Raw genomic sequence first — 23899 nt, forward strand, 5'->3', positions numbered from 1 at the left:
TCTTGGGCGACTTTTCTATTATACCGCACTCACCTCGGATTGTCAATAACTTTTTTAGTTATTTTTAATCTCGTTTGAGGCGACTTTTATATATTACCATCGGACCGACAATCCGTCAACGTCTTTTTTAAAATTAATTTTCAAGATGTTTAACTTCTCTATCGGACAGGTAATAATATATCATAGCATTTTAGAAGACGCAATACCTTTTTATAAAATAATTTTATCTTTTCATCTTCTGTACAATCAGCACATAAATATAATAGCAAACATCTATACATTTTGGAAGGTGATTATTATTTTAACTGGTATTGCTCTCACTATTTCTTTCATAATGGCTCTTTATCTTTTTTCCTATTCGTATATTGAAGCGATTCGGATCAGCAACTCAGATGATAAAGTTGAAGCAGGGACTTTCATTTTCATGTCCTGTATGGCGTTTGTTTTTTCCGGCTTTACGTATGTATTCATGTAAGAGATCAGTTTTTGTCCTCACTAATAAATAGAGAAGACACCCAAAATGATAATCAAACCGCCTGCTATTTGCAGAAAGAAGACTTTTTCTCCAAGTTGGTTTTCAGTGTTTCCATGTACATCTTTCCTTTATATAGGGGTTCCTTGATTATATAGTATAATAAAGTAAGCCAAGGATTAATTTTCATTTCCAAATCAATAGAAGACAGGAGAGATGATAATGGAAATGATTGATATGGAATTGCTGATAAAACTGTGTATATCTGCGGCTCTTGGATTAGTGATCGGGCTCGAAAGAGAATTAAAAAGAAAGCCACTAGGTTTGAAAACCAGTCTTGTCATCTCGATCATAAGCTGTCTTTTAACGATTGTCTCTATTGAATCGGCCTATCTTTTTCCAGGCAGCGATGAGGTCAGAATTCAAATGGATCCACTCCGTCTCGCCGCACAAATTGTTTCAGGCATCGGTTTTCTGGGTGCCGGCGTCATATTGAGACGAGGGAATGACCATATTTCAGGACTGACGACCGCCGCCATGATCTGGGGAGCCGCTGGAATCGGGATAGCAGTGGGAGCCGGCTTTTATATCGAAGCCTTTGCTGGTGTTGTGCTGCTCATTATCAGTGTGGAATTGATCCCTTATGCTTTGACAAAGATAGGTCCGAGAAAACTTTTGAAAAGAGATCTCCTCATTAAGATTACAGTGAATAAAAGGGAAAGTGTTGAACATGTTCTTTTAAATTTAAAAAAAGAGAAAATCCATATCACCCACATGCGCATAAAAGACTTGAGGGAACAATCCGCTCATTTATTGGAGTTGAAAACACGAGTCAACGCAAAGAGATCAGTTACAAATATCTATTATACGATCTCCCATATGGATGATGTTCACGAAATTGAGATAATCAGCTAAAAATTTCTCTTGCACTTTTAATAAAAGTTTATATAATAGAGTATGTGTTCAATTTTAACGGGGCATTAGCTCAGCCGGGAGAGCGCTTGCATGGCATGCAAGAGGTCAGCGGTTCGATCCCGCTATGCTCCATCTAATATAACCCCTGCATCTTCTGAAGATGCAGGGGTTTTTGATGTCATCAAATACAATATTTCGTATGAACTTCATTTTAAAAACTCATACTATCCTCCGAAAGGAGATTGAGTCATGGAAGAGCAAAATTTTACAGAAGCTGCACTAAAGGAATACAAAAATGGCATCGGTGTCTTCACCAAGAAAATGCCTAAAATAGCCGAAGCCTATAACCAATTCACGCAGGCATGCTTTGAGGAAGGGACGCTGTCTCAAAAAGAAAAGCAAATGATTGCACTTGGAATCAGCATCTATGCCCAGAACGAATATTGTATCATTTACCATACGAAGGGATGCCTTGATCAAGGCTGCACTGAAGAAGAGATATTGGAAACGATCGGCGTGACCGCCGCCTTCGGGGGCGGCGCTGCGATGAGCCAGTCTGTAACGCTCGTGCAACAGTCAATAGAAGAATTAAAAGGAACAACACATTAAGCACAACAAGCTGTCCCTGCAAAAGGACAGCTTGTTTTCGTAAGCGTTTATTTAAATGCCGCAGGATATACGGTTAAATCCACTCCCCACAGTACGGGAAGTATTAAGAATACAAATGCCACAATTAAAATCAATGTAAATACATTGACCCAAAATCCGGCCCTGATCATTTCGATGATCTTTAATTTTCCGGTCGCAAACATAATCGCATTCGGCGGGGTACCAACAGGAAGCATGAATGCGCAGTTGGCTGCCATAGCTGCTGGGACCATAAGCGCAAACGGATGAACATTGATTGCGAGAGCCAGCGAAGCCAAAACAGGCAAAATCATTGTAGCTGTTGCCGTATTGGAAGTGAATTCCGTCAAACCAAGCACCAAGGCCGTCGAAAGCAGGATGATCAAGATGAAGTGGACTCCTTGAAGGACTGTCAGCTGGGTTCCCATCCACTCGGCGAGACCTGTATCGATAAAGCCGCCGGCAATAGATAAGCCCCCTCCAAACAGCAACAATATTCCCCATGGGATATCTTTTGCACTGTCCCACTCAAGCAAGCGCCCTTTTCCTTTTTTGGCAGGGATCAAAAACAATATGACAGCGGCAAGGATAGCAATCAATGTATCAGAAAGCGTAGTGATGCCGATGACATTCTCCCAAAGGAATGTCCTTGTGATCCACATGAATGCCGCAAATAAAAATACGAGCAAAACCATTGTCTCTTCAAAGCTGATTTTTCCCAATGCTGTTTTTTCTTTTTCAATCAGTTGTTTCCCACCCGGCAATTCTTTCAATTTGACGGGAAAAGCAAACTTTGTAATATAAATCCAAGTTGCAATGATCATGATGATCACAACTGGGGTTGCGAAAGCCATCCAGCCTGCAAATGATATTTGGACACCGAAAAGCTTATTGACCGTTGCTGCCAAAATAATATTCGGCGGTGTTCCGATCAGCGTACCGAGCCCTCCGATTGTTCCAGAGTAGCCGATCGCCAAAATGATCGCTTTTTCGAAGTTGCGGTTATCTTCAGCATTTGCCTGGCTGCTCCCTTTCATGGCCACAGATGCCTGATAAACAATGGCAGTCCCAATCGGAATCATCATCATAACCGCCGCGGTATTGGAAACCCACATCGATAAAAATCCGGTTGCCACCATGAATCCCAAAACGATTCTTTGGACCTTTGTTCCTATAAGGGAAATGATTGTCAGCGCTATCCGTTTATGCAAATTCCATTTCTCCATGGCAATGGCAATGAAAAAGCCGCCCAAAAACAGAAAGACAATCGGGTCACCGTATGAAGCGGTTACATCAGAGCCAGCCATAGCGCCGGTCATTGGCAGCAAAATAATCGGAAGCAATGAAGCCGCCGGGATCGGAATGGCTTCGGTCACCCACCATGTCGCTACCCACAATGTGACAGCAAGAACTGATTTTCCCTCCGTGCTCAGTCCTTCAGGTACAAAAAACAATTGTGTCAATATGAATAATAAAGGTCCTAATATCAATCCGACTTTTTGAGAAGTTTTATAAGAACTAGGGCCTTTTCCGTCCCTTTTCTGTTGATCGGCCCTATCATTTTGTTCTGATTTATTTTTATATTTATCTGCAGCTTTTTTCCCGGGCATTGCAAACATCAACAAATCTTTCGTTCGCTGATGCGATTTCCACAGAGCTTCCCATGCAGAAAGCACATGTGATCTTTCCATCGTCACCGTCTCCTCCTTTTAAATTAATAGAAAAGCGTTTTCATTAAATCCAGGATAATATAGCATGCCGTCCCCCTATTAATGAAGCCTGTTAAATTAATTTAAAAGTTTTGTAAGTAAAGAAAGCAAAGCGAGCGGTGATCAAATATACTGATTGACCACCTCCACATGTTCTTTGCTCAGGCAATACTTCTTAGCAGGACGCCCCTTTGTTCCATAGTCTACCCTTTTATCCAAAAATTGAATCTCAGACAAAAAGCTTAAATATTTGCTCATGGAAACCCTTGATATTCCCACTTCCATGGCGAGTTCTTCCGTAGAGAAAGAACGATCCTTCTTTTCCATGATCTTTTTGGTTACCTTTTCCAAAGTCTCCTTTGTCAACCCTTTTGGAATGTCAGCCGAACCGTGAGGGTTCCCTTCCCGTTTGAATAACTGGTCAATTTCATCCTGCAGCAGCCGTTGTTTCCGCTCATGCAACAATTGTTTATTTTTCTCATATTTTCTTAGCGAATCCTGAAATCGCTCAAATTCAAACGGCTTGATTAAATAATCAAAGACTCCGAGATGGAGGGCCGACTGAATCGTTTCAATATCGCTGGCAGCAGAAATGATGATAACATCTATCTCTTTTCTTTTCTCCCTTATTCGGGACAGGAGTTCCAATCCCAGTTCACCGGGCAGATAAATATCCAGCAATAGAAGGTCGGCTTTGATGCCTTCCAGCATTTTCAACGCATCGTCTACATTCGCAGCAACGCCGGCGCATGTAAATCCGGGGACAGCTTCCAAATACCGTTTATTGATTTCAGCGACCATTGGGTCGTCTTCCACAATTAATACCTTGATCAAGTTCATTCATCCTTTTCTCTATATGGGAATTTCACTGTAAATGAAGTTCCTGCTTTTTCTTCAGTTTCAAAAGTAATGGTCCCGCCCAGCGCCCGGACACTTTGCCGTACATTAGATAAGCCGAATCCATTATAGGGGCCTTTGGTGGACTTCGCTTTTTGAAAAATATTGTCCCTTATTTCTTGATGAATTCCCTTCCCATTATCTTTTACCGTCATTGTGCAAGCCAAACCATCATAATCAATAGTGACGGAAACATGCTTTTCAGTATTTTCCTTTACGGCATCAAATGCGTTCTCTATTAAATTGCCCAAAATTGTAATCATATGGTGGGTCGTATTTGGATCGGCGGAAACCGGCAAGGGAATATTAGATGAAAAGGTAAGCTTCACCAGATTTTCGCGGGCGTAGCTTCTTTTGCTCAGTAAAAAGCCCGCGATGACCGGGTCCTTTACAATATTGGACACCGATCCGGTTTCTGATTGGTAAAGCCTGGTTTGTTTCCGCAAATATTTTTCCAGCCCGTCATATTCCTTGATGTGCACCATTCCGGTAATTACATGCAGGATATTCATGAATTCATGGGTTTGGGCGCGCAGTGCATCTGCATACGTGCGCACCCCGGTGAGCTGCTCCGCCAGTGCCTTCATCTCGGATTTATCCCGAAATGTGGAGATGGCACCTACAATCTGTCCGTTTACTTTTACCGGCACCCTGTTAACGAGTATGGGCAGTCCGTTAATATCGCTTTCCTGATCGTACTCGGGCTTGGCGGATTGTAAAATTCTTATTAACCGGCTGACCGGCAAATACTCATCAACCTTTTTCCCTACCGGATCAGGCGGGAGGCCCGCTTTTTGAAAAATCCTTAATGCCTCCGCATTGGCCACAACAATGGTGTGCTCTGGATTGACAGCAATGATTCCTTCCCGGACCGATTCAAGCATGGCGTTTCTTTCTTCAAGCAAATTGGCAATTTTGTAAGGTTCAAGCCCAAATAAAATGCGATTGATCCTTCTTGCCAAAAAAACAGCACCAATAACACCGAGCAAAATTCCGACACCCATTCCGGCATAAATGATATTCCGGCTTTTATTTACAGCTTCCTTTACGTTTTTAAGGGAAATCCCCACCGAAACAGCTCCGATTTGCTTCCCTTCATCATTATAAACAGGGTGGAAAGCACGGAGGGATGGACCGAGTGTCCCTTCAGCAATGGATGTATACCGCTTTCCTTTCAAGGCATGAATTTCATCACCACCAACGAACGGCTTGCCGATCAATTCGGAATTCGGATGGGTCTTCCTCTTTCCTTCCATATCCATGACCACGATAAAAAGCATGTTCGTATCCTGCCTTATTTTCCTTGTGAAAGCCTGCATTTCTTTGGGATCTCCGTTTTCTTCCAGCGATTTCTTTATTAATGGAACTGCACTGACTGTCTGCGCAATTCCCATCGCCTTTTCCGCCTGATGCTTTTCAATATTGTCAGCGGTGGCACTTGCCAGAAGAATGCCTGTTGCAGTGAGCGCAGCGATGACGACGGTGACAACAAAAATGATAATAACGGTTTGAAGTGAGATATATTTTTTGCCGAAGTTCATGATTTTCCCCGCTTTTTCAGTAAAATTAAAAAGCACAACCGTTATGCAGTTAACCAGCTGCAAAAGGGAGTTAGCTCAAATAATGGGTGTTTTCGCACGATAAGTTCATTTTTCACATAATTAATTTGAAATTCAACAATGATGCTTAGTATGGTGCGGCAGGAATATCCATATATAAAGAAGGAAAATATTTTACCTATAAAAAATTATGTCTCATCTGATTAGTGACCACTTTTCGTTGGCGAACCTAAAAACGGGCACCTTCATGCCCGTTTAGTGACCGTTTTCAATTGTTGAACCCAAAAGCAGGCATCCATTAGGTAGAATGCCTGACTTTTCTTTTGGCTTGTCCTCTTTTGTTCACCAGATATCCAGCCAGCAGAATGAATGCGGTGATTCCGCCGGTAACGGTATAAGCCTCCAACTGATTGGATATATCGGTTACACCTTGGATGTATTCGTCCCTCAAGATCATTTCTCCGGCCGTCCAAGCCAGAATTCCCGATCCGATATAGGCAATCCAACCAAACCTTTCCATTGCTTTTACGATAAAAACCGATCCGTATATCATAACCGGGATACTGATGGCCACACCAAGGGCAACCATTAAAATGTGTCCGTTCGCCGCTCCCGCAACTGCCACCACATTATCCAGGCTCATGACCACATCTGCAAGAATGATTGTTCCAACTGCTTTTATAAAGCTGTTATGTGCAGAAACAGACGTCGCATCTTCTCCGCCGACAAGCACTTTGAAAGCAATCCAGAGAAGTAGAGTCCCACCGACAAGATCAACAAAAGGAACCTTCAACAGCCAGACAATGATAACCGCAAATATGATTCTTAGACTTACAGCCCCTGCGGTTCCCCAAACAATCGCCTTGTTGCGTATCTCCCTGGGCAAGTTTCTTGTCGCCATCGCAATGACAACAGCATTGTCGCCTGAAAGAATGATATCAATCGCGATAATCTTCAACAGTGCGATGATCGCTGTCGACGAAATAGTGATTGCAGCTATCCCCATATAGCTTCCTTCTTTCCATAAGATACTTAATTATAGCATAGGTTTCAGCTTGGACTTAAATCTAACATTAATGGTCGTATATCCTTTTCTTCCTATCCATAAACTATCATCTGTAGCATAACATTTGGAAAGCGAGGAATTGACATGGGTATCTTAAGCGGAAATCCCAAGAATGAACCGATGCATTATGGGGAGGTTTTTGCGATTTGGATTGCATACTCCGGCTGCAAAACAATGGCAGCGGAGTATCAAACACTTTTCAATCATGCGGGGACGGAGACTTACAAGAATTGTTGAAAGAAACCATTGAATTATCCGAGAGCGACAGCAGAGAATTAGAGGTTTACTTAAAAGAAAGTGGCGTCTATCTTCCTCCTTCACCTGCGGAGCGGTCAAAAGCTGATCTGGAAGACATTCCCGCGGGCGCTAAATTCTACGATCAGGAAATCGGGGCAAAACTGTCACTTGATACAGCTGCAGGTTTGGCTGCTTGCAGCCAGGCGATGGGGATGGCCATCCGGGAAGACATCGCCATGATGTTTGGCCAGATGCATGTAAAAAAGCACAGTTGGGTTTAAAAGCTTTAAGACTGAATAAGGAAAAAGGGTGGCTGATCCCTCCTCCATTACATTTAGCGGTACCAGAGAAGGATTGATTATCCTATTAGGCAAGGCCACACGCCCTTGTCTTTTTATATTTTAGTGAGAAAATGTTTGTTTAAAATAGTTAGTTTGGCCAATCAACTCTCCCCATTTGTCATATCTATAAACTAAAGGCCAATTATACTTAGGAGGGATAAAATTGTTGCATGAAGAGCAGTTGAAAGAAATGCTTGATGAACCATGCAGTTGCTCCACGAACTTTTCCGAAGGATACCACCCTTGGTGTGATTTATGTTTTTTAAGTGAGGTCAAAGAAAGCTTTTACTGCCCTGAACACGAGGTTGAATCTCATGATGGCTATTATGAGGATGATGAGTCATCGGAAAACGAGGCACACACAGGCGAAAGGCGGCCGCATGATTGTTACTGCTGCGCATGCGCGCTCCTTCAAGACTTTTCCGAGAATACACCCGTAGAAATATCTACTCGTAAAGTTAAAAATGTCCCCTTATATTTTAAATCAATCGATCCCGAAGAGTTTCGTGTTTCGTTCCTGGATCCTGCCAGTAAAAGAATTGTTTCGACGGATTGCCGTAATATTACGAGTATCCGATATAATAAATATGAATAGAATAAGCGACTTCCGAAGGGACCAAAGCCTTTTTTTTTAAACAAGGTTATATCCCTTCGATTTTCTTTATAAAATGTTAGTTTTGAAAATCTTTAAACTCCCTATTCCTGGTCTCCTTTGAGAAAGACAAAAGTCTTTTTCAAAAACAAGGCTATTCCCCAATTATTCCTTTATCATTTCAATAACCTCTCATAAACAACACTCATTATTTCAAAACAATTGTAAGAAAGGAAAGATGATATATGAGGTCTGATGAACTTTCGGGCAAAAAAGATAAGTTATGCGGAAATGATGCGATATTTGAAAGAACATACGCATCCCAAAAAGTGCTCCATAACCTTGAACATAACATGAATAGTAACGTCCTTGTAAATAAAATCGTTTGCTCCAAGCAAGTGCATATCGTTGCCGAAACCATCATTTCTTTATCTTCATTGGGAATCACCCTTCCACCTGGGGCAACAACCATTCCTCCCATTACCGTGACACCGGATCTTTCCGGTATTGTTCAAAACAGCATCATTTTAAAGGATGAAGTCATAACGACCGGGTATGTGCCGGCAACAATCACTGTCGAAGGACTGCCAACCACTGTTACAGCCAACCTGCCATTTCAACAGCACATTCCATGCCCTGGTGCCTGCCCTGAAGACATTTTGTCAGTGGCGTCGCTGGAAGTCGTAGGCATTATCATCCAGCCGGTTCCGTCCGTCGTTTTCGAAAGGTCTGCATTATTTATAGTCATCTTGCGTACGAGGATTACCGTGACTAGGCCGACGATAGGTAAACCGGATCAAAAAAGTTTCTCCTATTTGAACGACGTTGCCCACCAACGTACAGAAAAAATACCGCACATGGTACCATTTACACCCTTTGGTCCACAATGTACAGCACCTGATGTGGCGGATGATGTTCTTGTAAATAAAATCGTATGTTCAAGACCAGTTCGCATCACAGCCGAAAGCTCTTTAATTGTCTTCACCTCCCCTGAATTGTTGCCTTTACCAATTACATTAACACCGGACCTTGAGGGAATTGTACTGAACAGTACGATTTTAAAGGACGCAGTAGTAACCGCCGGATATGTGCCAGTATCTGTTACTGTAGGTATATTAACTACCGTAACACTTGATCTGCCCTTTCAACAGCTCACACCTTGTCCAGGTGCCTGCCCCGTGGATATTTTGACAGCGGCACCGGCAGAAATTGAAGCTATTATCATTCAGCCAATTCCAATAGGTGCTCCCGACGGAGTAGTAGAACTATCCATAATGTTTAAAGTCATCCTGCGTACGAAGATTACTGTTACCAGACCAATGATAGGTAAACTAAACCAGAAAAGCTCATCGTGTTTAAAAGGTGTTTGCCCGCACCATCCTGAAGTAGAACCCCGCAGGGTACAATTTCCTTTGATAGGCGCAGAAAATGCAACATTGACGACAGAATCCGATATAGAAAACCTGAAATGGACAATTCCCTATGAAAGGACAAGAGCCTTTTTTTAAAACCATGGTAATTGTCCAACCATTTCCATTATAGTATCAATACAATATAACGTAATCAGCCAACAATAGATTAAAAGCAGGTCGTTAGTCTATGAATTTTGGCTGACTCTAAAATCAAAAGAAAGGATGGAAAATATATGAGGTTTGATGATTTTTGGTGCAGAGATGATGACTTTGAATTTGCACCATGCGACAGATGCGGATCAACCGAATCACCTTGCAGATGCAACAGAAGACCGCGCCAGCCTGATCACGAAGTTCTCGTAAATAAGGTCGTTTGCTCAAAGCAAGTCCAAAAAGTAGCCGAAGCAATTATCCCTTTGACAGCATTGGGAATCACACTTCCACCCGGAGGAACTCTTCCTCTTATTACTTTGACACCGAACCTTGCCGGTATTGTTCAAAACAGTACGATTTTAAGAGACGAAGTAGTAAACACCGGATATGTACCAGCGACTATTACTGTAGCCGGAATTGCAACGCCCGTTTCAGTAAGCCTGCCGTTCCAACAGCATACTCCATGCCCAGGCGCCTGCCCGGAAGACACTTTAACAGAAGCGCCGCTGGAAGTTGAAAGTATTATTATTCAGCCGATTCCATTGGCAGTTGTAGCAGGTACAGTAGGAGTAGCTTCCGCTTTATTCAAGGTAATCCTGCGCACGACTATTACAGTAACTAGACCTGTGGTAGGTAAACTGAATCAAAAAGATTTATCAAACTTATGCGATGTGAATCATCATCGATGCGAAGCTGGTGCTCCCCGTACGATTCAATTCCCATTGACAGGTGCTGCACCAGGTCCAACACCCCCTCCAGCTGCGGCTTCAGGACCAACAGAAACAGAATAACCACTTGCAAGCGGACGTTTAGGTCCGCTTTTTTGAATTTTTAACCTTGAAGTAAGGCTTCAAGGTTTTTTACGAGATCCCGGCCTTTGGAAATGTACTTATCGTCTAGTGAACCGTCCGGATCTTCCGGTTCCGCAAATTGATTGAAGGAAGCCGTCATATTTCCTGAATTGGGTCCATCGTCAAACCCTCCTTGATATACGTGGTTCAGTACGAACGGCTTGCCCAATTCAACAACTGCTCCTCTTTTATCCAACTGCCCGTCCACAGCCGTAAAAGGAATGCGTAAAAATTGATAGCCTTCATCGTTTGCCATTTTATAATCGAAAAAGCCTTTGTCATAATCCCAATTTCCACCGATTGTATAGCCGCGCGGTTTCAACAGCTGCTCAAGCTTATGTAAATTAAAGCGCCTGCCTTCAATAGAGGATTCAATTCGAATCATTGTTTTCACTCCCAGGGTATATTCAATATTATTGTTCCTCAGAAGGAAGGGGATATACTAAAAACTGCCGATACAAAAGTATCGGCAGTTACTTCTACTTATACCCATCCCCTGAAGCGGGACGCTTCAGCGACGTTGCGCAGTCCGAGCATATATGCGGCCAGGCGCATATTGACTCTTCGGCTTTGGGCAAGGTTATAGACATTATTAAACGATTCAACCAGTTTTTCCCTTAGTCTCTCATTAACTTCCTCTTCCGTCCAGTAATAGCCCTGGTTGTTCTGAACCCATTCGAAATAGGAAACTGTAACCCCGCCGGCGCTTGCAAGGACATCCGGAACAAGGAGAATGCCGCGCTCGGTTAAAATTTTTGTTGCTTCCTCTGTCGTCGGGCCATTGGCAGCCTCGACAACGATGGATGCCTTGATATTCGGGGCATTTTCCCCGGTAATTTGGTTGGCTACTGCTGCCGGAACGATGATATCACAATCAAGTTCGAACAATTCCTTATTCGAAATCGTATTTTCAAACAAAGTCGTCACTGTACCGAAGCTGTCTCTTCGGTCAAGCAGGTAATCGATATCCAATCCGTCAGGATCGTGCAACGCACCGTAAGCATCGGAGATTCCGACAATTTTTGCTCCGGCATCGTAAAGGAACTTAGAGAGGAAGCTTCCCGCATTACCGAAGCCTTGAATGACGATTCTTGCATCTTTTAGATCAATGCCGCGTTTCTTTGCAGCTTCTTCAATACAAATGGTTACACCTTGGGCAGTTGCTTTTTCCCTGCCTTGAGATCCGCCAAGAACAATCGGCTTGCCTGTAATAAAGCCGGGAGAATCATTTTCACGGAGACGGCTGTACTCATCCATCATCCAAGCCATGATCTGGGAGTTTGTGTATACATCCGGTGCCGGAATGTCTTTTGTAGGACCGACAATCTGGCTGATTGCCCGAACATATTCACGGCTGAGGCGTTCAATTTCACCCATTGACATTGTGCGCGGGTCACAAATGATACCGCCTTTTCCGCCGCCATATGGGAGATTCACTATTCCGCATTTGATGGTCATCCATAGGGACATTGCCTTTACTTCTTCCTCTGTCACTTCGGGATGATAGCGGACTCCACCTTTTGTGGGGCCGACTGCATCATTGTGCTGCGCGCGGAAACCGGTAAAAACTTTGACTGACCCGTCATCCATTTTCACTGGTATTCTGACAGTAAGCATACGAATCGGCTCTTTCAGCAGTTCATACATTTCCTCGCCAAATCCAAGCTTGTGAAGGCTTTCTTTTATAACCTCTTGTGTTGATGTAAATAAGTTCAGATTTTCTGCCATCGTTTTTTCTCGCCTCTTTGTTTTTGTAATCAACTATCATTATAGCACTAGGATAGAACTTTTTTAATACGTTCGAGCGCCCAATCGACTTCTTCCCGGGTTATGACGAGCGGGGGTGCGAATCTAATGACATTCTCGTGGGTTTCCTTGCATAAAAGACCTTCGTCTTTCAGCAACTCGCAATATTTTCTGGCCCCCTCATGCAACTCCACTCCGATAAACAATCCTCTCCCTCTTATTTCTTTAATTATTGGATTATCAATCTCTTTTAATTTTGACACAAAATAGTCACCAAGTTCAAGTGAATGGTCAGAAAGGCTTTCATTTTCAATCACTTCGAGTGCGGCAACCGACACCGCACACGCCAGTGGATTGCCACCAAACGTCGATCCATGTGAGCCGGGATTAAAAACACCCAGTATATTTTCGTCGGCACATACGCACGAGATCGGAAATACCCCTCCTCCAAGCGCCTTTCCCAAAATATACATGTCGGGTTCAACGCCTTCCCAGTCACAGGCAAACATTTTTCCCGATCTGCCGAGGCCGGCCTGTATTTCATCCGCTATAAACAAGACATTATTTTCTTTACAGACGTCGTAGGCGGCTTTTAAAAATCCTTTCGGCGGGATCACTACCCCTGCCTCACCCTGGATTGGCTCGATTAAAAATGCTGCGGTATTCGGCGTAATGGCTTTCTTCAAAGCTTCCAAATCTCCATATGGGACCAGCTTGATCCCAGGCAGAAGAGGCCCAAACCCCCGTTGGTATTCTTCTTCCGAAGAAAGCGAGACGGCTGTCATCGTCCTTCCATGGAAATTACCTTCACAAGCGATGATTTCCGCTTGGTTGTCAGGTATCCCTTTGACATCATAGGCCCAGCGGCGTGCTGCTTTAAAGGCTGTTTCCACCGCTTCCGCACCCGTGTTCATAGGCAGAGCCATTTCCTTATTGGTCAGCCCTGTGATTTTTTCATACCATGGTCCCAACTGATCGTTATGAAAAGCCCTTGATGTCAAAGTGATCTTGTCTGCCTGATCCTTCAATGCCTGGATGATTTTGGGGTGGCGATGCCCTTGGTTGACTGCCGAATACGCACTTAGCATATCCATATAGCGATTTCCCTCCGGATCACGGACCCAAACGCCCTCCGCTTCGGAAATGACAATCGGCAGAGGATGATAGTTTCGTGCTCCGTATTTTTCAGTCTGCTCAATGATTTGATCTGTTTTCGACAATGGACTCAACCTCCTGAATATATAAGAATAGCGCTTTTTTGTCTCCCTCTTTTGAAAAATCCGTAAACTGTTCATGCCTGTAGGGAATCACCCTGTTTCCCTTATCATTATTTCATTAGGGTACCTAATAGACAAAGATATAAACGCGGTTTAAAGTTTGAACTCTTGCATATATAAGGATGAAGAATGTCACAGTATTTTTCAAGTCATATTGATCACCAATTTTCAAAATTTCAAAATGTATTTTAATAAAAGCGGGGCTGCATTGCATATGGCCTAAAAGCACCAAAAAAAGCCGAATTCCATTTCGGAACTCAGCTTCGCTTGGAGAATATTATTTTTTAATCAAATCATCCCGTTCAGATTTTTTAATCCATTCTTGAAGCTTGTCTTTTAATGTATTAAATCCTTCACGGTCCACTTCGTCAAGCTTTACACTGCCCTGCCTGCGCGCCCGCGGCTTCCCTGCTGCCTCTGCAGGAGGTTCCTCTTGCAAAACTCTGATGGAAAGGCTGATTTTCCCTTCCTCTTCATTAACCTGAAGCACTTTCACTTTCACTTCATCTCCGACAGAAAGCACTTCGTTGATGTCTTTGACAAACCCATGTTTAATCTCTGAAATATGGACAAGGCCCTGGGTTTCCTCGTCAAGCGCTACGAACGCACCGTAAGGTTGGATGCCTGTCACCTTTCCGGTCAGCACGTCGCCTTGTTTATATTTTGCAGTCATGAAAACACTCCCAATATATATTTAATTTTCTCCTATGAACGCAATAGAAAATACTAACATAAAACGAAAAAAAAAGCAAAAATGGACCTATACCATCTGCTTCCCCAAAATCGGACATGCTAAACTTTGAAAAAACATGATATTATGTGTTTAAAATAGCTGTATAGCGGCAATACTTATATTGTAGGACATTCCAATATTCCCCCTTTTTATGAATGGTCGTGGCTTTTTTGAGCCACGAATTTTTTCTTTTTCGGGGTCAAGCCAGGAGGGATAATTGTTGCAAGGAAAAAAAGCATGGGTCAACGGCATACGTCTGTATTATGAAGAAGGCGGGAATTCCCGCGCACATACCATTGTTCTTCTGCATGGCTTTTTATCATCTTCCTTCAGCTTCCGTATGTTAGTCCCCTATTTGGCAAAAGATTTTCATATCCTATCGGTAGATCTGCCTCCTTTTGGCTTCAGTGACAAAACAAAAAAATTTCATTACTCATATAAAAATATGGCCGTAACAGTTTTACGGCTGCTGGAGGAAGCTAATATCGAGCGTTTTTCGGTCGCAGGACATTCCATGGGAGGACAGATTGCCCTTAACATGATGCTCCAGTCACCTGAAAAAATAGACAAGGGCATCCTTCTTTCAAGCTCCGGCTATTATGCACGTGCAAAAAGGCACCACATACTTGCTTCCTATCTGCCCTTTTTCCCCGTCTTCATCAAACATTATTTGGCAAAAACGGGTGTAGTCGGCAATCTGAAAAGCGTTGTCCATGACCAGTCTTTAATTGATGGACCTATGATTGAAGGTTATGCAGAGCAGTTTGAAGATCCGAGGATTTTTCCTGCACTGGCGAGATTGCTCAGGCACCGGGAAGGCGATTTGTCTGTGGAAGCTTTGAAGGAGATCCAAACGCCCTGTCTTTTAATTTGGGGAGATCATGACAAAATTGTTCCTCTCAGCATCGGAAAAAGACTTGCCCAAGATTTGCCGCACGCCCGGCTTGTTATTTTTAAGGAAACAGGGCACCTCGTGCCTGAAGAAAGGCCGAAGGAAGTTTATGAGGAAATCGCATCTTTCTATAGTTAAGACCTGATAGCTGACACCCTTCTAATAAATAGCATATAATGAGGGCTAAAATGAACAGGAGAGGTGTTTGACAGTTGATTAACTTTGATGAAAACATCGATCGAAAAAATACACGATCCCTAAAATGGGACGGTATGAAAAGTGGATTCGGCAGGGAAGATCTTCTCCCCATGTGGGTGGCAGATATGGATTTCCGCCCTCCGAAAGAAGTCATTGACGCTTTAAGAGAAAGAGTGGATCACGGAATATTCGGCTATACGATCATAACCGACAGTTTAAATAGGGCGATCTGCGATTGGACAAGTACACGACACGGCTGGAATATCAAACAAGAGTGGCTCTTATACAGCCCTGGCGTAATTCCATCTGTACATACAGCGATTCAGGCATTTACAGATCCCGGCGACAAAATACTGGTACAGTCGCCTGTATATACGCCTTTTTTCCAAATGATCGAAAGAAATTCCAGGGAGGTGGCCAATTCACCGCTTGTTTTAAAAAATGGCCGCTATGAAGTGGATTTCGACGATTTCGAAAAGAAGCTCGAAAGCGGAGTGAAAATTTTCTTATTGAGCAGCCCGCACAATCCTGCCGGAAGGGTTTGGGAAAAAGAAGAGTTGACAAAAATGGCGGAGCTTTGCAGAAAATATAATGTTTTGATCGCTTCCGATGAAATCCACGCTGATCTCGTACCAGCACCCCATAAGCATGTTCCGATCGCTTCATTGGACGAGTCATTTGCCGACATCACCCTGACATTCATGGCGCCGACAAAGACTTTCAACCTGGCAGGCGTTCAGGCATCTTTTATGGTAGTGCCCAATAAAAAGCTGCGGACAAAAATGGCCGCTGTACAGGCTAGCGACGGCTTCTCCATGTTGAATACATTCGGAGCGATAGCAATGGAAGCAGCATACAGACATGGGGGCACATGGCTCGATGAAGCTTTGAAATATATCCGTTCCAACATTGATTATGTGAAAGCAGAGATTGGCTCCCATCTTCCGGATTTGGAAGTGATTGATCCGGAAGGCACCTATTTGATTTGGATCGACTGCAGGAAGCTCGGACTTTCAGATGCTGAACTGAAAAAGCGCATCCTGGAAAAAGGGGAGCTGGCCTTGAATTTCGGCCATGCCTACGGCCCCGGAGGGGAAGGGTTCGTCCGCATGAATGTTGCCTGTCCGAAAGAAACAGTGATAGAAGGCGTGAAAAGGCTCCGGACGGCGCTGGGTGAATAAGTTCGGAAAGGAAGTATGACAAAACAGAGCCAATACGCCGGGGAGCAGAAATGGACCAACATTTGGGAATCTATTGATTCGATTGGTGACCGTTTCTTCTTGATGATCCATGACTCGGGCATTTTTCCAACCGATTGATGACCATTTTTTCTGGATGAACCATGGTCGGGCATCTTTCCATTTGATTGGTGACCATTTCTTCTTGATGGACCAGGTTTCGGGAACCTTTCCTATCGATTGGTGACCGTTTTTCCAGGATGAACCATGGTTCGGGCATCTTTCCAACCGATTGGTGATGCCTCATGCTTGTCAAGTCAACGGAGCATCCTTTTCTTTATTTTGCCGGCTTTCTGTTTTTCGTAATTTCACCGCAGGCAATCCTGTTCCCTGAGTCTCCCGAAGGTTGTGACGTTCCGTCATCAGCTTGCTCATGGATGACAAGAGAAGTCCCGTCTTTCGTGTAAAGAGAAGTTTTCTTTTCCTTGAATGTGACATCTTTCGCTGTAACATCCACTTTGGCTTTTCCGTCCTCGTCCACAGTGAGATTAGGCAGATCCCCGGCATGGGGGCCCTTTTGATTCATCAGGCCGTGTTCTTTTTTAACCGGATTGAAATGGTCGCCGGCGGATGAAAAGTCCGGCGGCTTACATTTTCCCTTTTCATGGATATGCATAGCGAGTTCACCTGGGGGAAGCCCCTTCAATTCTCCTTTAAGCTTGATCCCCTTCGCCTGCTCTTCAAAAGTGATTTTCCCAAGGGAATCGCCATCCGTATTTTTCATGTCCACGTCAAATTTCCTTGGCGGCTCGCTCGTACAGCCCGCCATTATAAAAATGAGAATGAAAATAACAATAACGTTTCTCAAGTCCTATCCCCTCCCGGCTTCGTTTCTTCCCCATTTTAACCAAGGCGAAAATTGTTTATTCCCCAAGGAAGCCCTTTCCGAAAAACTCTTGCGGGGAAGAGTTTGCGCAGTTCTCCTTCAGTTCATACTAAATTTAAGATCCTTTTATATGTAAAGGAGGAGAAGATGTTTTCTTTTCGTGGTGATGGCCATAAAATATATTTGCAGTTACGAAAACAACAAGATATCAACTCGATAAAAGAGCTCAAAGAAACGGAAGAAGTTAGAAGCTTTTACGAATCCCTTGACAGCCGTACACTTCAGTTGGCACGCTTCCGTATGATCAAAGAGCAAAAAGGCGTAGGCATTATTCCAATCTTTGTGACCGCTATTCCTTGGCTGTTATTTTTATTTTCAAGCAAACTTCAAAAGTTCCTGTTTAAGGACGGCAGCATGCTTTGGGCAGTTTTTGCCTTTCTTTATCTCATTGCTTTAACCTTGAGTGTGCTGAAACACTTTAAAGAAAAGGCGTGGACCGCCTTTCATTTGGAAATCATCCAGGATGTATTGGCTGACAGAGGCAAAAACTTCAAATAAAAAAGCACCCAATCAGGTGCCTATACGTGTTTGCTGTTTCTTTCGCGATTGATGCGTTCTTCGATTTCTTTCGTTTTCAGTTCCTGCTTCTTTGATACTTTTTTGATCAATATGAAAGTCAAAACGCAGGCAGCGCCAAAGATAGCCATTGAAATGGCTGCCGGAATATATTCCGTTTTATCTTCCGGAAAATATAAAAACGGCATGTATAATACAAATGACTGTAAAATGGACAGCACGTTGAACATCCCTTCCTCTTAAGAGCATATATTTTCATTATAACCATACGTGCGCTTAAGTTCCAATAGAGGATAGGTGGCAAATATGTGAAAGCCGCCTTATGGGGCGGCTTCTCTTACTATTCTTTAATCATATCGATACTTTCAATTACCACATCATCCACAGGTTTATCTGCCATGCCCGTTTCCACATTGGCAATTTTATCTACGACATCCATACCTTCAATAACCTGTCCGAAAACAGTATGGCGATGATCAAGATGCGGTGTGCCGCCATGTTCCATATAGGCATCGACGATTTCTTCCGGGAAACCTGCGCTTTCCATTTGTCCCTTCATTCCGGGGTCCATATGGCTGTTTTGAACAATGAAAAATTGGCTTCCGTTTGTACCAGGTCCCGCATTTGCCATCGAAAGAGCTCCGCGGAGATTAAAAAGATCCATGGAAAACTCGTCTTCAAAGGGCTGTCCGTAAATGCTTTCGCCGCCTCTTCCCGTTCCTGTAGGATCGCCGCCCTGAATCATGAAATCCTTGATGACACGGTGAAAAATAATTCCGTTATAATATCCGTCTTTACTGTGCTTCACAAAGTTCTCCACTGTTTTGGGCGCTTGTTCGGGGAATAATTTTATTTTGATGGATCCAAGATTCGTATTCATTTGGACGACTTTCTCATTTTCCGCAACTTCTGAAGTCAATTGAGGATATTTTACTTGTTCTGACATATGTACATCTCCTTCTATTTTTTCGGATTTTTCTTTTTGGCCGCATCCAGCCGCCAGAAATAAGATTATCCAACAAACGATTAAAAGATTCCACTTTTTTCACCTTGCAGTCCTCCAAGGATTACTTTACAGCATGCAAGCCGAAAAATCATCATTCTTCCATTTTAACCATATGTCCGCCATAATAATAGCATAGAGGTGATCATTATATGGAAAATGGCCAAATTGTCAGGGCTTTTAGAAAAACAGGATCATACGTAGGGGAAATTACCGAGGCCGGGCAGGATGTCTGTGTTGTACGTGTGCTGGCTGTTTTAAAACATCCGATGCAAGGAAACCTTCATCATCCGCGGGAAGTGGAAGTTCCCTTTTTCCATGAACGAAAGGCACATGCATTCAGGGAACAAATCCAGGTTCCTGCCAACATGGTTCGCCCATATAAAGGTGATATTCCCAAGTACGAAGACAGTTTGAAGGACGCGGTGCAAAACCTTCATGATGAACTGGCCGCAAAGCCCGACGCCCCATTCAGCAAACGCAGTCTGGAAGCCTTAAAAGTTTTGATTCCCGAATATGAATTGATGTACGGCATCCAGTGGCCAAACATTGCAAAAAGCTGAATCGTTAGATTCGGCTTTTTTTCATGCTTTCGGATAGTCCATATCAAGAGCCATCCAAGTTGAATATTTTAACAATTGGAGTATAATATATTTAGATACACGAAACAAATAACAATGAGAAGGTGTTATTATCAGTATCGAAAAACGCAATTTATGGATCATGTGGATCTGCAATTTTATTATTGCAGCCAGCATGACGATGGTATTGCCGTTTCTTTCATTGTATATCAGTACATTTGGAGACTTCAGCGCCGAATATGTCCAGCGCTGGTCAGGTTTCATTTTCGGGGTTACATTTGTCACAGCTTTTTTTATGTCTCCCATTTGGGGACGAATTGGAGATAAATATGGGTTCAAGCCGATTTTGATCATCAACGGTCTTGGGATTGCGTCAAGCATTTTCTTCATGGGGTTCATGCATCACGTTCATGGACTTTTTTTATTGAGGCTGTTTATGGGAATCGTCACAGGTTTCATTCCGACTTCCGTTGCACTCATTGCCAAACAGACGCCGAAGAAAGAAGCGGGTGAAACTCTTGGCACTTTACAGATGGGGACTGTGTCCGGAACCCTTTTCGGTCCTCTCATCGGAGGTGTCATGGCGGATACTTTCGGTTTCCAATATACATTTATCATCACTTCCTTGTCGATTGTTCTGGCAACCGGTGTAGTCATCTTTGGAATTGTTGAAAAATCACATGCAGGCCGGAACGAAGCGAAAGAGCGGCCTTCCCGAACAGCTGTCATCCAGCTCATTTTACAGCGAAGGATGCTTGTCAGCGTCATGGCGATTGCATTCATTGTCCAGGCGGGATTGTTCAGCATCCAGCCGCTGCTCTCCCTTTATGTAAGTGAGCTGACGAAAGCGGACAGCGTGGCCTTTTTATCCGGGCTTGCCTTTTCGGCAACAGGATTCGGCAACCTGCTTCTAACGAGGAAATGGGGAAAACTTGGCGACGACATCGGCTATGACAGGGTGTTGATGATTCTGCTCGTATTGGCCGCTGTGCTGATCGTTCCGCAGGCTCTTGTCACAGATCTTTGGCAGCTGGTCATTTTGAGATTCCTTTTTGGAATGGCAGTCGGCGGCATGCTGCCGTGCATCACGGCCTACATCAGAATCGAAGCCCCTTTTGAGCTCCAGGGAGAAGTCCTTGGTTATAATCAAAGCTTCCGCTTCTTGGGCAATGTCGTTGGCCCGCTAATCGGCGGTATCTTCTCAGGTTATATGGGCATTTCCTCTGTTTTTTACGTAACCGGATTTTTATTTCTGCTGGCCTTTGGGCTGTTATGGTGGAGCATGAAACAAAGCCAGGCAAAAATCAGAGAAATATATTAAAGTTAGAGGCAAATAGATTTCCCGCCCATATGGGCGGGATTATTTTTTTACGGTTTAAAAAAGTTTAAAATTCAACTAAATTTTCTATATGGAATGATGTGAGACATGTCCAGCTTCAGGCGCCATCGGCGCAAGGATTAAGCCAATCCCTCCTGAAGGCAAACTACGCCTTCTTCAGCGCTCGTCTAGCTTTGCGCCGATAAGCGGGCGCCTTGCGCTTTTCTTATAAAATTTGTTCCAGCACTGAGGCAAAGCGATAAATATTCGCCTCATCGAAAGTTTTTCCGACCAGCTGAATCCCGATTGGGAGTCCGGTTTCCGAAAAGCCGCATGGCATGGAGAGACTTGGCAGGCCTGTTAGATTGAACGGGCCGGTAAACCGGTTGAGAACCAGACTACTATGAATTTTTGAACCGTTCAAGACGATTTCCCGCTCACCGATATTTACAGGGAGGATAGGGACAGTCGGGGTGACGATGATATCCACCTCTTTAAAAACTTTCTCAAAATCCTTGATGGCCTGCTTTTTGATTTGCTGTGCTGCAATATATTTTGCTGCATGGGTGTCTTTGGCCGTGAATAAACGGTCCCTGACTTCATCGTCCCACTCATCTGAAAAATTTTGCAGCCGTTCTTCATGGACGGTATATGCTTCGCTTGTCAAAGTTGTCCTGAATGCAGCCAGTATTTCCTCCATATCCGGCAGGTTAACTGATTTTATTTCTGCACCGGCTTCCTCAAACTTTTTGACGGCCTGGAGATAATGTTCCTCAACCTCCGGATCTCCTCCTTTGAAGAAATCCCCTGCAGGAATTCCAATCACCGTACCCTTTATGTCCGTTCCGATTAAAGCAGTGTAATCCTCTGTTGGTATATCGATTGAATATGGATCATTTTCGTCGTATCCTGCCAGCACATTCATTAAAATGGCATTGTCACGGACAGTCTTCGTCATCGGCCCCACATGATCGAGTGTCCAGCCAAGGGGAAAGACACCGAAGTTGCTCACTCTGCCGAATGTCGGCTTCATTCCAACTATCCCTGTAAATGAAGCGGGAATCCTGATGGATCCTCCGGTGTCGGTTCCAAGCGCTCCATAACAAAACGAAGCAGCCAGCGCAGCTCCGGAACCGCTGCTGGAGCCTCCTGTAATTTTATTGGTGTCGTGAGGATTTTTAACAGGCCCTGCAAACGAACGGTCTCCCGATGTCCCATAAGCCACTTCGTGCATATTCAATTTACCTAAAATAATCGCACCGGCTTCTTTGAGCTTTTTGGTCACCGTTGCATCATGGCCGGGGATATATTCCTTGAAAATAGCGGATCCCATTGTTGTATTGATTCCCTCAGTATAGACATTATCTTTTAGTGCAATAGGAATTCCATGCAGCGGCCCTCTTAATTTTCCATCTTTGATTTCGCGTTCCGCCTTTTTTGCCTGCTCCATCGCTTCTTCATCTGTGACAGTTATAAAAGAGTTGAACTTCCCATCTTCTTTTTCAATCTTTTTCAGCAGTTGGCGCGTCACCTCAACCGGTGACAGCTGTTTATTCCGAATCGCCTTGGAAAGTGTTGCCAAATCCCATTTTATAAAATCTTCTTCGTATGTATCGGACATTCCTTGCTCCGGCTTCCTCACCTATACCTCCACCCTTCAAACGAAATATATATTTAAATTATATCAAGTGATTGGTTTATTGCCAGGGTGACGGAAAAAAAGCCGCCCATTATAAAATGGGAGACTTGCAACGTTAATCATATAACCGGTCAGAAACGGAACCATCCGTCTTATGGATAACCAACGTCCCGTCATGGTCATTAACATATTCTTTGGCTTTGTCCAAAAGATCTTTTTTCGCATCTTCTCTCATTATAGCTTTTTTGCCATCCTTCTTTTTTAAGATCCAGTCCTCCCCATCAGGCTCCGCATGATATTCCGGCCGGTCGTCATCTCCTTCAATGTATTTTCGGGCTTGGGCAATTCCGATGGATATTGCTCTTCCTTCGCTGTATTTATCCTCGAGGAGTGCGTTGGCAATTTCAATCGCTTTATCCCGGACATCGTCGGGAAGATTTTTCATCGAGTCCGGATAATCATTTTTTGACCAAGGCATGTTCATGACCTCCTTTTACCTTGTCCATTGTTTTCCCGGAAGCATGCATTTCAAACAAAAAAAGCTGAACACTGGAAACGGAAGTTACTGTTTGAGTTTACTCACTTCCGTTCTTTTTAGCTACGATAGCCACCGTACATCTCGATATGCAAATAAGTCGGTCTTCTTCGTCCTTAATCCGAATATCCCAGACCATGGTGGTTTTTCCGCGGTGCACAGCCTCCGCTGTTGCCGTTACCACTCCTTCCCTTTTGGGGCGGACGTGATTGGCATTGATCTCCAGGCCGAAGCAAACCTCTTTTTCCAAATCGATCAAAGCTGCAGTCCCAATGCTGGCAGCCGTTTCCGCCAATGCAACCGATGCCCCGCCATGCAAATAACCGTAAGGCTGCCTTGTGCGTTCATCTACAGGCATCGTTGCCGTAACCTTTCCATCTCCGATTTCGACGAGCTCTATTCCCAATGATTGATGCAATCCCTTGAATTTCATATGTAATCCTCCACCTAATGTATTTTCACATTCTGTTCAAGTTTTTAAAGAAGAAAGCCCTCCGGCTTACTTA

Annotated in this window: 25 protein-coding genes, 1 tRNA gene and 1 pseudogene; 12 read left to right on the forward strand and 15 right to left on the reverse strand. The window is 43.7% G+C overall.

Annotated features, from left to right (window positions below):
- The first annotated feature begins 694 nt into the window (after nt 1–694).
- The 3 genes from D4N35_RS14190 (at nt 695) to D4N35_RS14200 (ending at nt 1996) form a co-directional block, all read left to right on the forward strand.
- Nucleotides 695–1387 (forward strand): MgtC/SapB family protein, encoded by a 693-nt coding sequence (locus tag D4N35_RS14190; RefSeq protein ID WP_120074820.1) that lies wholly within the window; start codon nt 695–697, stop codon nt 1385–1387.
- Nucleotides 1388–1446: 59 nt separating this feature from the next.
- Nucleotides 1447–1519: transfer RNA gene (locus D4N35_RS14195), tRNA-Ala, on the forward strand.
- A gap of 117 nt (nt 1520–1636) precedes the next feature.
- Entirely contained in the window at nt 1637–1996 is a 360-nt protein-coding gene (locus tag D4N35_RS14200) for a carboxymuconolactone decarboxylase family protein (protein ID WP_120074822.1), read from the forward strand.
- 47 nt (nt 1997–2043) lie between these two features.
- Here D4N35_RS14200 and D4N35_RS14205 read toward each other — a convergent pair whose 3' ends face one another.
- The 4 genes from D4N35_RS14205 to D4N35_RS14220 all read right to left on the reverse strand — a co-directional run bounded on the left by D4N35_RS14205 (nt 2044) and on the right by D4N35_RS14220 (nt 7185).
- A complete protein-coding gene (locus tag D4N35_RS14205; RefSeq protein ID WP_120074824.1) occupies nt 2044–3705 on the reverse strand; it encodes an SLC13 family permease in 1662 nt (553 codons plus the stop codon).
- 141 nt (nt 3706–3846) lie between these two features.
- Complete coding sequence (locus D4N35_RS14210) at nt 3847–4563, reverse strand: response regulator (RefSeq protein ID WP_280524795.1); 717 nt, start codon at nt 4561–4563, stop codon at nt 3847–3849.
- Nucleotides 4560–6161 (reverse strand): DcuS/MalK family sensor histidine kinase, encoded by a 1602-nt coding sequence (dcuS, locus tag D4N35_RS14215; RefSeq protein ID WP_120074828.1) that lies wholly within the window; start codon nt 6159–6161, stop codon nt 4560–4562. Before dcuS ends, D4N35_RS14210 begins: the two co-directional genes overlap by 4 nt.
- Nucleotides 6162–6477: 316 nt before the next feature.
- Nucleotides 6478–7185, reverse strand: coding sequence for a TerC family protein (locus D4N35_RS14220; protein WP_120074830.1), 708 nt, complete (start codon nt 7183–7185; stop codon nt 6478–6480).
- 144 nt (nt 7186–7329) lie between these two features.
- Between D4N35_RS14220 and D4N35_RS14225 the strand changes: the two are divergent.
- From D4N35_RS14225 to D4N35_RS14240, 4 genes and pseudogenes are all read left to right on the forward strand, one after another.
- Nucleotides 7330–7840 (forward strand): annotated as a pseudogene (locus tag D4N35_RS14225) (DUF3231 family protein).
- 146 nt (nt 7841–7986) lie between these two features.
- Nucleotides 7987–8418 carry a hypothetical protein gene (locus D4N35_RS14230; protein WP_120074832.1) on the forward strand — a complete coding sequence of 144 codons (432 nt, stop codon included), beginning with the start codon at nt 7987–7989 and terminating at the stop codon, nt 8416–8418.
- A gap of 242 nt (nt 8419–8660) precedes the next feature.
- A complete protein-coding gene (locus tag D4N35_RS14235; RefSeq protein WP_120074834.1) occupies nt 8661–9923 on the forward strand; it encodes a hypothetical protein in 1263 nt (420 codons plus the stop codon).
- 137 nt (nt 9924–10060) lie between these two features.
- Nucleotides 10061–10771 (forward strand): hypothetical protein, encoded by a 711-nt coding sequence (locus tag D4N35_RS14240; protein ID WP_120074836.1) that lies wholly within the window; start codon nt 10061–10063, stop codon nt 10769–10771.
- Nucleotides 10772–10811: 40 nt separating this feature from the next.
- Here the strand turns inward: D4N35_RS14240 and D4N35_RS14245 are convergent, their stop codons facing one another.
- From D4N35_RS14245 to yugI, 4 genes are all read right to left on the reverse strand, one after another.
- Nucleotides 10812–11216, reverse strand: a complete 405-nt coding sequence (locus D4N35_RS14245; protein WP_120074838.1) for a YugN-like family protein — start codon at nt 11214–11216, stop codon at nt 10812–10814.
- A 98-nt stretch (nt 11217–11314) separates the two neighbouring features.
- Nucleotides 11315–12559, reverse strand: coding sequence for a Glu/Leu/Phe/Val family dehydrogenase (locus tag D4N35_RS14250; protein ID WP_120074840.1), 1245 nt, complete (start codon nt 12557–12559; stop codon nt 11315–11317).
- A 47-nt stretch (nt 12560–12606) separates the two neighbouring features.
- Complete coding sequence (locus D4N35_RS14255) at nt 12607–13797, reverse strand: ornithine--oxo-acid transaminase (RefSeq protein WP_430722751.1); 1191 nt, start codon at nt 13795–13797, stop codon at nt 12607–12609.
- 334 nt (nt 13798–14131) lie between these two features.
- Entirely contained in the window at nt 14132–14527 is a 396-nt protein-coding gene (gene yugI, locus D4N35_RS14260; RefSeq protein ID WP_120074842.1) for a S1 domain-containing post-transcriptional regulator GSP13, read from the reverse strand.
- Between the two features lie 280 nt (nt 14528–14807).
- Here yugI and D4N35_RS14265 point away from each other — a divergent pair, with 280 nt between their 5' ends.
- Both D4N35_RS14265 and D4N35_RS14270 read left to right on the forward strand, forming a co-directional pair.
- The gene (locus D4N35_RS14265; protein WP_235870397.1) at nt 14808–15617 is read left to right on the forward strand and encodes an alpha/beta fold hydrolase; all 810 of its coding nucleotides are present in this window, start codon (nt 14808–14810) and stop codon (nt 15615–15617) included.
- A 77-nt stretch (nt 15618–15694) separates the two neighbouring features.
- Nucleotides 15695–16858 carry a MalY/PatB family protein gene (locus D4N35_RS14270; protein ID WP_120074898.1) on the forward strand — a complete coding sequence of 388 codons (1164 nt, stop codon included), beginning with the start codon at nt 15695–15697 and terminating at the stop codon, nt 16856–16858.
- A gap of 70 nt (nt 16859–16928) precedes the next feature.
- On the opposite strand, the gene D4N35_RS14275 is transcribed toward D4N35_RS14270, so the two are convergent.
- On the reverse strand, nt 16929–17171 hold the full coding sequence (locus D4N35_RS14275; protein WP_120074846.1) for a hypothetical protein: 243 nt from the start codon (nt 17169–17171) through the stop codon (nt 16929–16931).
- A gap of 21 nt (nt 17172–17192) precedes the next feature.
- The gene (locus D4N35_RS14280) at nt 17193–17723 is read right to left on the reverse strand and encodes a superoxide dismutase family protein (RefSeq protein ID WP_120074848.1); all 531 of its coding nucleotides are present in this window, start codon (nt 17721–17723) and stop codon (nt 17193–17195) included.
- A 165-nt stretch (nt 17724–17888) separates the two neighbouring features.
- On the opposite strand from D4N35_RS14280, the gene D4N35_RS14285 reads away from it, so the two are divergent.
- On the forward strand, nt 17889–18299 hold the full coding sequence (locus tag D4N35_RS14285) for a hypothetical protein (RefSeq protein ID WP_120074850.1): 411 nt from the start codon (nt 17889–17891) through the stop codon (nt 18297–18299).
- A 20-nt stretch (nt 18300–18319) separates the two neighbouring features.
- Here D4N35_RS14285 and D4N35_RS14290 read toward each other — a convergent pair whose 3' ends face one another.
- Complete coding sequence (locus D4N35_RS14290) at nt 18320–18547, reverse strand: hypothetical protein (RefSeq protein ID WP_186306548.1); 228 nt, start codon at nt 18545–18547, stop codon at nt 18320–18322.
- A gap of 110 nt (nt 18548–18657) precedes the next feature.
- Nucleotides 18658–19263, reverse strand: a complete 606-nt coding sequence (locus D4N35_RS14295) for a peptidylprolyl isomerase (protein ID WP_120074852.1) — start codon at nt 19261–19263, stop codon at nt 18658–18660.
- Nucleotides 19264–19472: 209 nt separating this feature from the next.
- On the opposite strand from D4N35_RS14295, the gene kapB reads away from it, so the two are divergent.
- Complete coding sequence (gene kapB / locus D4N35_RS14300; RefSeq protein WP_120074854.1) at nt 19473–19883, forward strand: kinase-associated lipoprotein KapB; 411 nt, start codon at nt 19473–19475, stop codon at nt 19881–19883.
- 130 nt (nt 19884–20013) lie between these two features.
- Nucleotides 20014–21222: an MFS transporter gene (locus D4N35_RS14305; protein ID WP_120074856.1), complete on the forward strand. Its 1209-nt coding sequence runs from the start codon at nt 20014–20016 to the stop codon at nt 21220–21222.
- Between the two features lie 223 nt (nt 21223–21445).
- Here the strand turns inward: D4N35_RS14305 and D4N35_RS14310 are convergent, their stop codons facing one another.
- The 3 genes from D4N35_RS14310 to D4N35_RS14320 form a co-directional block, all read right to left on the reverse strand.
- A complete protein-coding gene (locus D4N35_RS14310) occupies nt 21446–22861 on the reverse strand; it encodes an amidase (RefSeq protein ID WP_120074858.1) in 1416 nt (471 codons plus the stop codon).
- Nucleotides 22862–22973: 112 nt separating this feature from the next.
- Entirely contained in the window at nt 22974–23336 is a 363-nt protein-coding gene (locus D4N35_RS14315) for a DUF2188 domain-containing protein (RefSeq protein WP_120074860.1), read from the reverse strand.
- Between the two features lie 97 nt (nt 23337–23433).
- The gene (locus D4N35_RS14320; protein ID WP_120074862.1) at nt 23434–23826 is read right to left on the reverse strand and encodes a hotdog fold thioesterase; all 393 of its coding nucleotides are present in this window, start codon (nt 23824–23826) and stop codon (nt 23434–23436) included.
- Between the last annotated feature and the right edge of the window lie 73 nt (nt 23827–23899).

The organism is Siminovitchia fortis (genome assembly GCF_003605365.2).
Lineage (GTDB): Bacteria > Bacillota > Bacilli > Bacillales > Bacillaceae_C > Siminovitchia > Siminovitchia fortis.

Bases quoted from the DNA above. Each gene is read 5' to 3' on its own strand.
- D4N35_RS14190 (WP_120074820.1), top strand. From the start codon at position 695: ATGGAAATGATTGATATGGAATTGCTGATAAAACTGTGTATATCTGCG.
- D4N35_RS14200 (WP_120074822.1), top strand. From the start codon at position 1,637: ATGGAAGAGCAAAATTTTACAGAAGCTGCACTAAAGGAATACAAAAAT.
- D4N35_RS14205 (WP_120074824.1), bottom strand. From the start codon at position 3,705: ATGGAAAGATCACATGTGCTTTCTGCATGGGAAGCTCTGTGGAAATCG.
- D4N35_RS14210 (WP_280524795.1), bottom strand. From the start codon at position 4,563: ATGAACTTGATCAAGGTATTAATTGTGGAAGACGACCCAATGGTCGCT.
- dcuS (WP_120074828.1), bottom strand. From the start codon at position 6,161: ATGAACTTCGGCAAAAAATATATCTCACTTCAAACCGTTATTATCATT.
- D4N35_RS14220 (WP_120074830.1), bottom strand. From the start codon at position 7,185: ATGGGGATAGCTGCAATCACTATTTCGTCGACAGCGATCATCGCACTG.
- D4N35_RS14235 (WP_120074834.1), top strand. From the start codon at position 8,661: ATGAGGTCTGATGAACTTTCGGGCAAAAAAGATAAGTTATGCGGAAAT.
- D4N35_RS14240 (WP_120074836.1), top strand. From the start codon at position 10,061: ATGAGGTTTGATGATTTTTGGTGCAGAGATGATGACTTTGAATTTGCA.
- D4N35_RS14245 (WP_120074838.1), bottom strand. From the start codon at position 11,216: ATGATTCGAATTGAATCCTCTATTGAAGGCAGGCGCTTTAATTTACAT.
- D4N35_RS14250 (WP_120074840.1), bottom strand. From the start codon at position 12,559: ATGGCAGAAAATCTGAACTTATTTACATCAACACAAGAGGTTATAAAA.
- yugI (WP_120074842.1), bottom strand. From the start codon at position 14,527: ATGACTGCAAAATATAAACAAGGCGACGTGCTGACCGGAAAGGTGACA.
- D4N35_RS14285 (WP_120074850.1), top strand. From the start codon at position 17,889: ATGTTTTCTTTTCGTGGTGATGGCCATAAAATATATTTGCAGTTACGA.
- D4N35_RS14290 (WP_186306548.1), bottom strand. From the start codon at position 18,547: ATGTTCAACGTGCTGTCCATTTTACAGTCATTTGTATTATACATGCCG.
- D4N35_RS14295 (WP_120074852.1), bottom strand. From the start codon at position 19,263: ATGTCAGAACAAGTAAAATATCCTCAATTGACTTCAGAAGTTGCGGAA.
- kapB (WP_120074854.1), top strand. From the start codon at position 19,473: ATGGAAAATGGCCAAATTGTCAGGGCTTTTAGAAAAACAGGATCATAC.
- D4N35_RS14315 (WP_120074860.1), bottom strand. From the start codon at position 23,336: ATGCCTTGGTCAAAAAATGATTATCCGGACTCGATGAAAAATCTTCCC.
- D4N35_RS14320 (WP_120074862.1), bottom strand. From the start codon at position 23,826: ATGAAATTCAAGGGATTGCATCAATCATTGGGAATAGAGCTCGTCGAA.